General features: G+C 68.6%; 14 protein-coding genes. 7 read left to right on the top strand and 7 right to left on the bottom strand.

Going from position 1 to position 12,442, the window contains the following annotated elements:
* Positions 1 to 167: 167 nt before the first annotated feature.
* Positions 168 to 578 carry a tyrosine-type recombinase/integrase gene (locus HCK04_RS37330; protein ID WP_142652083.1) on the bottom strand — a complete coding sequence of 137 codons (411 nt, stop codon included), beginning with the start codon at positions 576 to 578 and terminating at the stop codon, positions 168 to 170.
* A 608-nt stretch (positions 579 to 1,186) separates the two neighbouring features.
* Between HCK04_RS37330 and HCK04_RS37325 the strand changes: the two genes are divergently transcribed.
* The 3 genes from HCK04_RS37325 to HCK04_RS37315 all read left to right on the top strand — a co-directional run bounded on the left by HCK04_RS37325 (position 1,187) and on the right by HCK04_RS37315 (position 3,930).
* Positions 1,187 to 1,777 (top strand): hypothetical protein, encoded by a 591-nt coding sequence (locus tag HCK04_RS37325; RefSeq protein WP_142652081.1) that lies wholly within the window; start codon positions 1,187 to 1,189, stop codon positions 1,775 to 1,777.
* On the top strand, positions 1,735 to 3,330 hold the full coding sequence (locus tag HCK04_RS37320; protein WP_142652079.1) for a carboxylesterase family protein: 1,596 nt from the start codon (positions 1,735 to 1,737) through the stop codon (positions 3,328 to 3,330). Before HCK04_RS37325 ends, HCK04_RS37320 begins: the two co-directional genes overlap by 43 nt.
* Before the next feature lie 111 nt (positions 3,331 to 3,441).
* Entirely contained in the window at positions 3,442 to 3,930 is a 489-nt protein-coding gene (locus tag HCK04_RS37315) for a hypothetical protein (protein WP_142652077.1), read from the top strand.
* A 692-nt stretch (positions 3,931 to 4,622) separates the two neighbouring features.
* Here the strand turns inward: HCK04_RS37315 and HCK04_RS37310 are convergent.
* Positions 4,623 to 5,159: a carbonic anhydrase gene (locus tag HCK04_RS37310; RefSeq protein ID WP_205831187.1), complete on the bottom strand. Its 537-nt coding sequence runs from the start codon at positions 5,157 to 5,159 to the stop codon at positions 4,623 to 4,625.
* 197 nt (positions 5,160 to 5,356) lie between these two features.
* On the opposite strand from HCK04_RS37310, the gene HCK04_RS37305 reads away from it, so the two are divergent.
* On the top strand, positions 5,357 to 6,007 hold the full coding sequence (locus HCK04_RS37305) for a TetR/AcrR family transcriptional regulator (RefSeq protein WP_142652073.1): 651 nt from the start codon (positions 5,357 to 5,359) through the stop codon (positions 6,005 to 6,007).
* 253 nt (positions 6,008 to 6,260) lie between these two features.
* Here HCK04_RS37305 and HCK04_RS37300 read toward each other — a convergent pair whose 3' ends face one another.
* Positions 6,261 to 6,971, bottom strand: coding sequence for an SDR family oxidoreductase (locus HCK04_RS37300; protein WP_142652071.1), 711 nt, complete (start codon positions 6,969 to 6,971; stop codon positions 6,261 to 6,263).
* 89 nt (positions 6,972 to 7,060) lie between these two features.
* Here HCK04_RS37300 and HCK04_RS37295 point away from each other — a divergent pair, with 89 nt between their 5' ends.
* From HCK04_RS37295 to HCK04_RS37280, 3 genes are all read left to right on the top strand, one after another.
* Entirely contained in the window at positions 7,061 to 7,246 is a 186-nt protein-coding gene (locus HCK04_RS37295) for a MerR family transcriptional regulator (protein ID WP_312845793.1), read from the top strand.
* 426 nt (positions 7,247 to 7,672) lie between these two features.
* Positions 7,673 to 7,915 carry a hypothetical protein gene (locus tag HCK04_RS37285; protein ID WP_142652069.1) on the top strand — a complete coding sequence of 81 codons (243 nt, stop codon included), beginning with the start codon at positions 7,673 to 7,675 and terminating at the stop codon, positions 7,913 to 7,915.
* 53 nt (positions 7,916 to 7,968) lie between these two features.
* Positions 7,969 to 8,412: a hypothetical protein gene (locus HCK04_RS37280; RefSeq protein WP_142652067.1), complete on the top strand. Its 444-nt coding sequence runs from the start codon at positions 7,969 to 7,971 to the stop codon at positions 8,410 to 8,412.
* Between the two features lie 248 nt (positions 8,413 to 8,660).
* Here the strand turns inward: HCK04_RS37280 and HCK04_RS37275 are convergent, their stop codons facing one another.
* The 4 genes from HCK04_RS37275 to HCK04_RS37260 all read right to left on the bottom strand — a co-directional run bounded on the left by HCK04_RS37275 (position 8,661) and on the right by HCK04_RS37260 (position 12,421).
* Positions 8,661 to 9,332 (bottom strand): shikimate kinase, encoded by a 672-nt coding sequence (locus HCK04_RS37275; RefSeq protein WP_142652065.1) that lies wholly within the window; start codon positions 9,330 to 9,332, stop codon positions 8,661 to 8,663.
* Between the two features lie 52 nt (positions 9,333 to 9,384).
* Positions 9,385 to 9,750 (bottom strand): helix-turn-helix transcriptional regulator, encoded by a 366-nt coding sequence (locus HCK04_RS37270; RefSeq protein WP_142652063.1) that lies wholly within the window; start codon positions 9,748 to 9,750, stop codon positions 9,385 to 9,387.
* Positions 9,751 to 10,072: 322 nt separating this feature from the next.
* Complete coding sequence (locus HCK04_RS37265) at positions 10,073 to 10,453, bottom strand: YccF domain-containing protein (RefSeq protein ID WP_142652061.1); 381 nt, start codon at positions 10,451 to 10,453, stop codon at positions 10,073 to 10,075.
* A 240-nt stretch (positions 10,454 to 10,693) separates the two neighbouring features.
* On the bottom strand, positions 10,694 to 12,421 hold the full coding sequence (locus HCK04_RS37260) for an IlvD/Edd family dehydratase (protein ID WP_185949105.1): 1,728 nt from the start codon (positions 12,419 to 12,421) through the stop codon (positions 10,694 to 10,696).
* Positions 12,422 to 12,442 lie beyond the last annotated feature (21 nt).

The raw sequence follows: 12,442 nt of genomic DNA, 5'->3' as shown, positions 1-12,442 counted from the left end.
CCCGAAGCGCAGGTCAGCCATCCTACGAGGCGTGATCCATACGATTCCCAAGCTGACAGCGCGGGTTCGATTCCCGTCACCCGCTCCACGTACGAAGGCTTAGGTCAGGGAGTCAATCCCAACCCGGGCCCTGATCGTTTCTGGCACCTGTTCGATCTTCCGTGCAATTAGCCCACGGGGACCAGGGCCGCCTCCGAACCACCCTCGTCCTGGTCACCCGCCGCCTCGCCGATGTGCCGGTCGATGGCGTCCGTGATCGTCTTGTCGGCACCGCGTATGGCGTGCTGGTAGATCATCGCGGCTCGGACGTTGTCGTGCCCCATCCGGGCCATGAGGTCCTTGAGCCCCGCGCCCGACTCGGCGGCGAGCATGTTTCCGGTGTGACGCAGATCATGGAAGTGAAGACCGGGGAGACCCATCTCCTTGACCACGTCCACCCACCGCGTACGGGTGTTGAAGCCACTGCGCCGCAGCGGGCCGCCCTTGGCACCAGGGAAGAGCAGCGCGCCCGGATCGTCCTGGACGTAGGTCGCCAGGTGCTCACGCAGCGCGGGGACGATCGCTTGCGGGATGCCCATGGTCCGCCGTCCCGTCCCGTCTTGGACTTGGGTGGCCCGACGGCCAGTTCACCCGAGGAACTTTCTCTCCAGGTTCGGTCTCCACGCTACAGGGGGAGCTCAGACCCTTCTCGGGCGAAGAGCGAGCCGGAGTTCAACGCCTCCAGGTGCATCAACGCGAGGCCCCAGACGTCGCCGAGGGCCGCACGAGTGGGGCAGCATCCGGCCATCGTTTCCACAGCCCTTGGGCGCGCACATCGTCCCATGGGCGGCGGCCCGTCTACGCCCGGTGCGGTACCGGCGCGATCGGGAGCCCATCTCAGCGGGATGCGGGAACGAAGCGCGCTCACCTCTCCCCATCGCAAACTCGCGAAGGCGATGAAACCGGTACGGCTCAGAGCGAAGGAGGTGCTCGGTGCATGAGTGCGGCGGGAGGCCGGCCGCATGAAGATTGTCGTGCTGGGCGGTTCGTCGTTCCTCGGGCGTGCCTACGTCTCCGAAGCGCTGCGGCCATGAGGTGACGACCTTCAACCGGGGCTCAGCGGGCCCGACCAGCCAGGTGCAGAAGCCGTACGGGGCGACCGCACCTCCTCTGCCGACCTGGAACGGCCGGCCAGGGGCCGGAGCTGGTGGACACATCCGGGGAGCAGCCGAGCGACGTACTGCTCTCCGCCGGGCTCCTACGCGAGCGCGCCGGCCACTACACGTTCGTCTCCTCCGTCCACGCGTTCTCGGACTGGGGTGAACGCCCCGACGGGGACGCCCTCACGTGCCCCTGTCCTGCCGACACCCCGCCCGGCCAGCCCGCAGGCAACCACTTGAAGGCCGGGTGCGAATGCGCGGTGCTGGAGCGGTTCGGCGCGGACCGCTCGCTGATCCTCAACTGCGGCCTGCTTGTCGGCCCCTACAAGAACGTGGGCCACCTGCTGTGGCGGCTGGACCGGATGGCGCGGGGCGGCAAAGTGCCGGCCCCCGGCGACCCGGACCGCGCCTTCCAGATGGTCGACGCGGGCGACTTCGCCGCCGGCCCCCCGCGCATGCAGGTGATCAGGAAGGCCCTGCGGAAGATCGTGCGCGCTCTCGGAGCCGTCCCCTGTTTCGCATACGACAGAAGACGTAGTCGCGGGACCGCCGGCGAGACGACGCGGAACAACCCGAAAGCCGAAAGCCTGGCCGCATGCGTAGAAAGCCGCTGTTGCTTGTCCTCGCCGCCGTCCTGATGGTTCCGCTGGGCGGCGTGGCCCACGCACGGGTGGCAGGTGATCAGGATCCGGCCCTCGTGCGAACCGCCCAGGGCGCCGTGCACGGTCTCCGCGGCTCCGACCACCGGACGTTCTCTGGGATCCCGTACGCGGCCCCGCCGACCGGCGATCGGCGGTGGCGGGCACCGGGCCCCGCGCCGACGTGGGCAGGCGTGCGTGACGCCACCAAACCTGGCAGTCCCTGCCCCCAGCTCGACGGAGGCGGCCCCGATCGGCCACCGCAGCCGCTCGGCGATGAGGACTGCCTGTTCCTCAACGTCACCACGCCTGCCTCCCGGCCGGACGAGCGGCTTCCCGTCATGGTCTGGGTCCACGGCGGCGGGTTCGTGTCGGGCGCGGGCAACGAGTACGACCTGAGCCGGATGGCCACCCAGGGGAAGGTCGTCACGGTGACGCTCAACTACCGGCTGGGAGCCCTGGGCTACCTGGACCATCCGGCCATGAGCGACCCGTACGAGGGCAACTACGCGCTCGCCGACCAGCAGGCGGCACTGCGCTGGGTGCGGCGCAACATCGCGGCCTTCGGCGGCGATCCCGCCAACGTGACGATCTTCGGCCAGTCGGCGGGCGGTTTCAGCGTGTGCGCCCATCTGGCAGCGCCTGGATCGCGCGGCCTGTTCCACAAGGCGATCGTGGAGAGCGGCCCCTGCGGCAACGCCTTCGTCACCCGGGCGGCGGCGCGGGCGCGGGCCACGAAGATCGCCGCCGACCTCGGGTGCGCCACCCGGACTGCGACGTGCCTGCGGGCCAAGCCCGTGGCCGACCTGCTCCCCATCGGCTCCGATCAGGTCTTCACCGCGACCGGCCGCATCGGTGACATGCCCTGGATCTTCACGGCGGGCACGCCCGCGCTGCCGACGCAGCCGCTGGAGGCGTTGCGCCGCGGCCTGGCCGCGCCGGTCCCCCTCCTCCAGGGGGCTACCCATGACGAGATGCGGCCTTTCGTGGCGGTGCAGTTCGACGCGCAGGGCCGACCCGTGACGGCACAGCAGTATCCGGAGATACTCGCCGACCTCTTCGGGGACGACTCCGACGCCGTGCTCGATCGTTATCCGGTCGCCGGCTTCCCCACACCGAGCCTCGCACTGGCCACCGTGCTGACCGACTGGGGCGCGAAACTGGGCGCCTGCTCGCAGCTTCCGGCGGACGACGCGGCGGCCTGGCGTGCGCCCGTCTATGCCTTCGAGTTCGCCGAGAACTCGGGGCAGGAGATCGTCGGCCTCCCGCTCGGAGCCGGGCACGCGGCCGAGCTGCCGTACCTCATGGAGGGCCCTAACCCGCCTCTGGCGCTCTCTCCCGCACAGGAGAGGCTGTCACGCGACATGATCGCTTACTGGACGCGTTTCGCCGCGACCGGCGATCCCAACCTGCCGGGGCTACCCCACTGGGCGGCCTACCACTCCGGCGGTACGGTCCTCTCGCTCGCGTCCGGTCCGCAAGATGTGCATCCGGTGAACTTCATGAGCAGTCACCAGTGCGCCTTCTGGCGCCACCCACAGCACGCGTCGTAACCGACCAGGAAGGGACCTCCAGTGAACAGCACCGCCGACCCCCGGTTCCCAGAGCAGGCGGGAGAACAGCCGGCAGGCAGGCGTGAGCCTAACGGCCGGCCCAGGACCCGGTTGTCACCACCTTGGCGCAAGGCCCTGCGGATCGTGCATGTGGTCGCCTCGCTGGGACTGCTGGGCGCCGACGCCGCCGTACTCGCTCTGGCCGTCGCGGGGTGGCAGGGGTCGAACCCGCTGACCGTCTATCCGGCCGGATACATGCTCGGCGAGTTCCTCGTCCTGCCCCTGGCGCTGCTCGCCCTCTCCACCGGCGTCGCCTTGGGGTTGCTCACCCCGTGGGGGCTGCTGCGCTACTGGTGGGTGCTCATCTCGCTGGTGTTCACCGCGGGCGGCACGCTGTTGGCCATGTTCGTTCTCGTGCCCACGCTCTCCGCGGCCGCCGGTGTGGCACTGGCCGGAGGAGTTCCCTCAGACACGTACGGGCTGGTCGTGGACTCCGGGGGAGCTTCCGGGGTGCTGCTCGTGACCATCCTGCTCAGCTACTACAAGCCCCTCGGCCGGACGATGCCATCGTCCTGGCGCCGCGTTGGGCCGGAGCGGTGAGAACCTACCGTGGTTGCTTGTTGACAAGTCGACCGACAGACCTCAGGCACAGGGACCGCTGGCGAGGGGCGGATCATTGTCGTCGTCCTTCGCGCCGAGGCCTTGCATGACGATCTCGCCCATCGTCAGCGATCGCACGATCCCTGCCCTTGGCAGCACGTCGTAGCGCGCTCACCTCACCCCACCGCAGGCTCGCGAAGGTGGCGAGCAGCACCAGGGCGCGGAAGCGTCGGTCAGTCGGTGCAGCCGGGCCGCCTATCCGCGCCCATCTTCCATAGCGCCCCTTCCGCCTCGCCTCGTGTGGCGAAGATCTCAGGGTGCGCCGGCATCTCGCCGTGCCGCCGCAACCTCAGCCGGTACGCCCCGCTCTTGCGCTTGCCAGCGTTGCCGACAGGACGACGGCGACCCGGTCCGCCAGGTCGAAGACCTGAGCCACGGTGAGCACCGGCCGTTCTGCGGGATCCTCGTCACCGGCTCCGGGAATTCGGCATGGTTACTCGCGATGGTGTGCTCGTCCTCGGCCGCCGTCGCCAAGATCGCCCCGGCGAGCAGCTCTTTGTCGTTGGAGCGTGCCGACTAGCCAGACGGCGGGGAGCCGGTGGTAAGTCCCATACCGCATACTCTGCGAGCGCGGCTCAGAAGTCGTCAGAGGTGAAGTCTCTGCCGGAAGGTGTGGAACTCGGCCATCGACGTCATGCGTCCTCTGGCCGGGGATATCGGGCGTCGAGAACGGTCGTGACTCGTCCGGTGCCGATGTCGTAAACGTGGCCGGAGACGCTCACTTTGGGTGAGAGCACAGGCGACGCGAGAAGTCGCGCGACGTCGGTCCTCACGGTGGCCTGTGGATCGGCGACCTCGGTGGCTCCCAAAGCCGCCTCGGATACGCCAGTCGCCAGAGCGGCGTCACGCAGGAAGGCCGGGTCGGCCAGAAAGCCCGTTCCACATTGGGTGTGGTGGACAACAGCCACCTCGAAAAGCCTGTCAGAGACGCCGAACACCCTCTCGGCCAGGAAGGCGAGATAGGCGATGTCGTCGATCACGGCCCGGGTGACGCGTCCGCCTGCGTTGCGGATTACGGGAGCGTCTCCGAGCCGAAGCCCAAGGACGATCGCGGGGTCGACTCGATGGTCGAGGCAGGTGACGACAAGCATCTGGGCGGCCGGTGGGCCGAGCGGCACCGGGGCGTGGTCGCGAGCGAATTGCTCGTTGCGTTCAAGCAGCAAGCTCATCCTGGTCATGGGGTTGTCCGTTCGGGTCGGGTGGTCGTCTCATCGTCATGGCCCTGCCGCGACCACGTGCTGGAAGACCGGGAGTGCGTCGGGTATCGCGGCGGCCTCCGCGTCCGTCAGCCCTCCGTCAAGATTTAGTGGACGCCGTCCACTTTAGCTTGATTAGTGGACGGCGTCCACATTGATATCGTGGCCGGGTGAGCACGGGCGGACCAGCAGCGGAAAACCCCCCGGCAAGGCGACGGCGTCCCCGGGGCGCCGTCCGCGACGGCCTGATCGCCGCAGGGCTCGAACTCGCCCGCACCGGCGGCCCCGATGCCGTGGTGCTTCGCGAAGCGACCCGGATCGTCGGCGTCGTGCCCAACGCCGCTTACCGCCACTTCGCAGACCGCGATGAGCTCCTCGCCGCGGTCTGCGGCGCGGCCATGGGCGAGTTGGGCGACCGCATGGCCGCCGACGTCGCCCGCGTGCCCGGCGAGCACGGCGACCCCATCGCGGCCCGCCGCCGTCTCGGCGCGATCGGAGCGGCCTACCTTCGCTTCGCTCACGATGAACCGGGCCTGTTCGCAACCGCGTTCGCCCTGCCGCAGCAACACGCCTACAGGGCCGCGGACAACGACGAACCGGACCGCAGCCCTCTCGGCCAACTGCGTACCGTGCTGGACGAACTGGTCGACGCCGGCGTACTCACCCCGGGGCGCCGCGACGGCATCGAATACCCCATCTGGTCGGCAGTCCACGGGATGGCCGTCCTCACCGGAAAGGGCCCGCTACGCGACCTCCCCGGCTCCGACCTCCGCAGGTTGGAAGAGCTCACCCTCGCCTTCATCAGCGACAGCCTCACGTAGCGCTTCCTCATCGCACGAGGGAGCCCGAGTCCGCTCCTCGCGGCACGTTGCCCCGCCGCGACCACGTCGACAAGGGGGTCTGGAAGCCCGCGTCGACCTGTACGGCACCTGGCCCCCGAGACCACGGGCCGGGCGCGCGAACCGCTCGACAAGGCGTTCAAGCCCGCGCTGGATGTGCCGGAACGCGGACCCCGAGCAGTGGCGTACGCGCCGGTCACCTCACCAGAGCTTTCCGCAGTTCAGAGGGCAGGTATCAGCCGAAGAGGGAGGCGGCGATGTCGGCATAGAAGAGGGCGGGGTCGCGCGAGAGGGAGGCCTTGACGTTGGCGGTGGGAGTGTCGGCGATCACTTCGAGTTTGCCCGCTTCCAGACCGTCCAGGGCCATGGCGACCACCTCGTGGGGTGGGAGCTTGGGTATGTCGTAGGCGGCCATCATGTCGGTGTCGGCTATGGCCAGGGCCAAGGCGGTGACCTGGGTTCTCTGGTCGGCCAGTTCGAGTCTGACGCCGTTGGTGAGGGACCATTCCGCCGCTTTCGAGGCGGCGTAGCCGTTGCTGGCGGGGGCGAAGGCGTACCAGCTCAGCGCCGAGATGACGTTGAGGATCGCGCCGCCGGCGAGTCTGGGGGCGAAGGCCCGGGTGACGTTGAGTGTGCCCCAGAAGTTCGTTTCGAATTCGCGGCGGACGTTTTCCGTGGAGGGCCCGAGCAAGGGGGCCTCTGTGGAGATGCCCGCGTTGTTGATGAGGATGTCGAGCTCGCCTACCTCGGTGGCCGCGGCCTCGATGGACGCCGGATCGGTGATGTCCAGCCGGAGGGGCACGACGCCGGGGATGTTGATGTGGTCGGGGCGGCGGGCGGTGGCGTAGACCGTGGTGGCACCGCGGGCGACAAGAGCCTCGGCGAACGCTTTGCCGAGCCCGCGATTGGCGCCGGTCACGAGGGCTTTTGAGCCGTTGATCTGCATGACCTTACGCTAAAACCTGACGTTGACGTCAGAGGCAAGTATTGTGAGGCGGATCACCGCGCGGATCGGGGACCTGGCGAGCATGACGCGTGAGTGTGCGGGCGCTCCGGTACTACGAGGAGCAGGGGTTGCTCGCCTCAACGCGTAGTGAAAGCGGGCAGCGGCTCTATGACAACGCGGCGGTCGACCGTGTGCGGCTGATTCAGCAGTTGTACGGCGCGGGACCGTCCAGCAAGACGATCGCGAGCTCTTGCCGTGCGTCGACGCCAAGGTGAGCACGCCGGAATCCCGGGAAGGATGCTGCGGTTCACCGGAGCCCAGCCCGCAGGCAGTTCGCCGGGCCCATTAGCGGGCCATCAAGGAGAGTAAGGAAGGGGCGACCACGGTCACTCGTGACCGGCCCCAAGCCCAGGTCAGCGCCCGTACGGGCGGCGTCCGTGCCAGATGCGTGCCAGAACGGACAGCGATCAGCGGTGAATCGCGGAGACTCACGGTCCCTCGCCATCCCAGACCTGCACCCCTGTTTCCCTGGCCGGAAAGAGTAGATCACCAGTCATTCCATCGCGACGACGAAGGCGATCACTGCCGGCTCGGAGATGCGGACATGCTGACCGACCTTCACGAACTCGATGCGCCGTTCGGCCACCAGGCGGGGTGATCGAACGGTAGAAGCGAGGGCACGCCCGTCCTATGGTGCGATCATGAATCGGCCGTGGTGGGGATGCTGGACCGGATGCCTAGCGGCGATCTTGGTGCCGATCGCCGGATTGCTCATCCTGGCGATGATTCCGGTGTGGCGCGACAACGCGCGTCTGGCCGCCCTGGACGAGCGGGTCCGCGAATACCCCCTCCCACCGATGACCCGCGCGTATTCCAGTGACACCGACGTGGCCTTCGGGAGAAACCTGACCGGAGGCAGCGGCGACTACTGCGATTACGGATAAGGCTCACGCGCGAGACCGCGCTGACAGAGGAAGAGATCCGCACGGCACCGGACATGTCAGCGCGCCGGCCGCTGCACGGGGTGCGGGCCGAGGGCCGGCTGATCGGAGGGTGCATCGAGACCTTGTGCAACCTCACCGGTACGCCGTACGGCGACATCGCGTCGTTCGCAACGACCACGGCCCCCGAAGGGCTGCTCGTCTACGTCGAGGCGTCCGCCGATGACGCGGCGACCATCTGCAGGAACCTGCACGGGATGCGGATGGCTGCATTCTTCACCAACGCGAACGCCGTGCTCGTCGGCCGCACCCGGGCTCCGGGCATCGACTCGCTTACCCAGCATGAGGCGGTGCTCGATGCGCTCGGCGGCCTCGCCGTACCGATCATCGCTGATGTCGAGTGTGGCCATGTCCCGCCGTACATGCCTCTGGTGAACGGGGCTCGCGGCCAGGTGGTGTACACCGAACACCGTAATGAACTCACGCAGACGCTCACGTAGATCCTGCGCGCGGTCCCCCGCGTCTCCACGGCGGCCAGATCGGGGCGCTAATGGTCAACAGTTCAGCGAGCAGGCCGAAATCGGACCTCGGTTTCGTCTCTGTTCCGGTGGAACGCGAGATCTCCGAAACCGTTGGCACGCTCGCACGTCTCAGGGTCTGTACGTCACCGCCCATCCGACCGCGGGTACGTCAGGGGCACGATCGCGCCACCCGCGCCCGTTCGGCGGCTGAACCCCGCGTCGAAGGCTCACGTCTCAAGACCGAACAGCGCGGAGACTCGCCGTTCGAGATCTTCCTCGGTGTCCTCGGGAGCCACCCTGAGCCCGTTGAGGCCCAGGTCACTGGTCTGTTTGCCGAGCCGGTCGGTGAACAGTGCGTCGCGCTGGAGCAGGTTCTGCAGCGCCCGCTGCGGGTCACCGGTCTTGGCGAGGAATCCCCATGCCGGTCCGCCACGGCTGTCGAACACCGCCTGGCGGAAATCGGGAGCCGGCAGCAGCCATACGGCATGGTCCGCTTCGGCGAGCAGGGGGTGGACGAGGCCGGGCAGCAGCCGGAACCCTTCGGCGAGCACCGGCCGGTCGGTGGGGAGGGCGAGAAGGTCTTCGATGATCAGCTCGAATCCTTCGCCGTGGAACCAGTGGAAGGTGTCGAGCATCTCGCGCGGGCTTCTGGCCACCCAGCGTTCGTCCATGTCCATGGCCGCGAACCTGCCCAGGTAGGGGGCCTGTTCCACGGGCATGCGGCGGGCGTGGCCGGGCATGGCCGCGTCGGTGTCGTACAGGCGCATTCCGTACCGCTCGGCGATGCGCCGGGCGATGGTGGATTTTCCGGCTCCGCTCCCGCCGCCGATCCAGTAGACGTGGCGCAGCCGTTCCCTCCAAACCCGGGGAGAAGCACCTTCGTGCGGTTCAGAGTGCATTCGTCAGCTCCTGTCGAGTGCCTGCTCAATAGCCCGATACGGCGGCCGGCGCTCAACCACCCTTGACGAGCTCAGGGCACTTTTCGGCGACGATGCGGGCCAACTCGGTGCGGGATGCGATGTCGAGTTTGCCGAACATCCGGCGGAGGTGGGTGGACACCGTGTGCGGGGAGAGGAACATCCGCTGGGCGATCTGGCGATTGGTCATGCCTCTGGCGATCAGGCCGGCGACGGCGCGTTCCGTGTCGGTGAGGCTCTCCCATCCCGATGTCGGCCGCTGGGGCTGGTTCCAGTGGCGGCGCCGCACACCGAGCGCCCGCAGCCGAGCCCGTACGCGGGCCGCGTCCGAGAGCGCACCGATCTGTTCGTAGCCGTCGAGCGCCCGGTCCAGGACGTCGACGGCCTTGGCAGTGGACATGGTGGCCAGCAGGACGCCGAGGTCTTCGGCGGCCGAGGCGCGTATCCACGGTTCGGGCTGATCGATGGCGGAGGCCAGCGCGTCGCGGCCACGCCAACCCGGCCACGACGATCGCGAAAACCGGACCAATCCCCAGTTTGATGATCGGCATCGACCAAATGCCCCATAAATCCATAAACCACCCGGTCAGTCAGCCATGTCAAGCGCGGGCGGGAGGAGCGCGCGGCGTCTTCGTCCTCGTGACGCGCCCTTTGCCGGCAAGTCGTCACCGGAACGCGAATGTAAGGCCTCTATCCGAACTCAAACTGCGGGTCACGGTCGCCTAAGCGCGGGTCACGGGGACGATGTCCTTGCCCAGCGGCATCAGCGAGATCGGGATCATTTTGAGGTTCGCGATCCCCAGCGGGATGCCGATGATCGAGACGAACAGCGGGATCGCGGTGACGATGTGCCCGATCGCCAGCCAGATCCCGGCGACGATCAGCCAGATGACGTTGCCGATCGTCGACCACGCGCCGGCCGACGGCTTGTCGGCGATGGTCCGGCCGAACGGCCACAGCGCGTAACCGGCGATCCGGAACGACGCGATGCCGAACGGGATGGTGATGATGAGGACGCAGCAGAGGATCCCCGCCGCGACGTAACCTAACGCGAGCCACAGACCGGCGAAGATCAGCCAGATGACGTTGAGAATGGTCTTCATAGTGCCCACTGTCCCATCTGACCGGCTCGGCCGGTGACCGCCTGACGGTCGAGGACCACGCGACGCGCCCTACGCCCTGAGCCTCTGGCGCGCATATCGCCGATCAGGGTCTCCGGACTCCAGGCCCTCGTCGCCACCTGGAGCACACGCCGGCTGACGTGCCGGTGTCGAGGTCTGGCCGCCATGAAGCGTGCCGATCCTCGACATCGGCCGTCTCTACTTGTCACCCGTGGTGGCCGGTCAGTGGGAGTGACGGGGCGGGGCGCTGCCGCTGCCGCCGACGAGGAAGTCGAGGTCCGCACCCTGGTCGGCCTGCATCACGTGCTCGCTGTAGAGCCGCACCCAGCCACGGGTGGCGGGCGGTTGCGGGGGCCGCCAGGCGGCGCGGCGGCGTTCGAGCTCCGCCTCGTCGACCAGCAGGTCCAGGCTCCGCGCCGGAACGTCGACACGAACCAGGTCGCCGGTGCGGACGAGTGCGAGGGGACCGCCCACGGACGCCTCCGGGGCCACGTGCAGGACGCAGGTGCCGTACCCCGTGCCGCTCATGCGGGCGTCGGAGATCCGGACCATGTCGGTGACCCCCTCCTGGAGCAGCCGCCGCGGCATGGGCATGTTGCCCACCTCGGGGAAGCCGGGGTAGCCGCGTGGTCCGGCGTTCTGCACCACGATGACCGTGTCGGCGGTGACGTCCAGGTCCGGGTCGTCGGCCGCGGCGACGTAGTCCTCGATACGGTCGAACACGAGCGCCGGTCCGGTGTGCTGGAGCAGATGGGCCGAGGCGGCGGAGACCTTCAGCACGGCCCCGGACGGCGCGAGCGACCCGCGCAGCACGACGGTGCCCGAGCCGGCGGCCTGGAACGGCTTCTCCATGGTGCCGATGACTTCGCGGTTCCAGCACTGCGCGCCGCTGATGTTGTCGGCCACGCTCTTTCCGCTGACGGTGACGTGGTCCAGGTGCAGCAGGGAGGCGATCTCCTTCATCAGCGCCGGGAGTCCGCCCGCGTACGCGAAGTCCTCCATCAGGTAGGTGCCGGAGGGCATGAGGTTGACCAGCATGGGCACCTCGGCGATGAGCGTGTCGAAGTCCTCCAGCGCCAGGGGGACGCCGAGGCGCCCGGCGATCGCGAGCAGGTGCACCACGGCGTTGGTGGAGCCGCCGATGGCGGCGTTGACCCGGATGGCGTTCTCGAAGGCCTCGCGGGTGAGCACGGTGGACAGCCGCTGGTCCTCCTGCACCATGGCCACGATCCGGCGCCCGGCGGCCTGCGCGAGCGCGTACCGCCGGGAGTCGACCGCCGGAAGGGCCGCGGACCCCGGCAACTGGACGCCCAGCGCCTCGGCGACACAGGCCATCGTGGAGGCGGTCCCCATGGTCATGCAGTGCCCGCGGCTGCGGGACATGCAGATCTCCGCCTCGGCGCAGTCGGCCGCGGTCATCCGGCCGGCCCGCATCTCCTCGGTGAAACGCCACACGTCGGTGCCCGACCCGATGTCCCGGCCGCGGAACTTGCCGTTGAGCATGGGGCCACCGGTGACCATCAGAGTGGGCAGGTCGACGCTGGCCGCGCCCATGAGCAGCCCGGGTGTGGTCTTGTCACAGCCGGACAGCAGCACCACGCCGTCGAGCGGGTTGGCCCGGATGAGCTCCTCCGCCTCCATGGCCAGCAGGTTGCGGTAGAGCATGGTCGTCGGCCGCATCACCGGCTCTCCCAGGCTCATCGCCGGGAACTCGAGCGGCAGGGCTCCGCTCTCCCACACCCCGCGCTTCACCGCCTCGGCAAGGTCGCGCAAATGGGCGTTGCACGGCGTCAGCTCCGACCATGTGGTGGCGATGCCGATCACGGGCCGGCCGTCGAAGACGTCGTCGGCGAACCCCTGGTTGCGCATCCACGATCGATGGATGAACCCGTTGCGCCCTTCCGCGCCGAACCACTCCTGGCTGCGCAGCGGACGGTTGGTCATCGACATCGGGACACCTTTCTCTACATG

Source organism: Microbispora sp. CL1-1 (assembly GCF_012034195.1).
Taxonomy (GTDB): Bacteria; Actinomycetota; Actinomycetes; order Streptosporangiales; family Streptosporangiaceae; genus Microbispora.
Note: the sequence above shows the minus strand (reverse complement) of the source record. Positions and strands in the feature narration are given on the sequence as shown.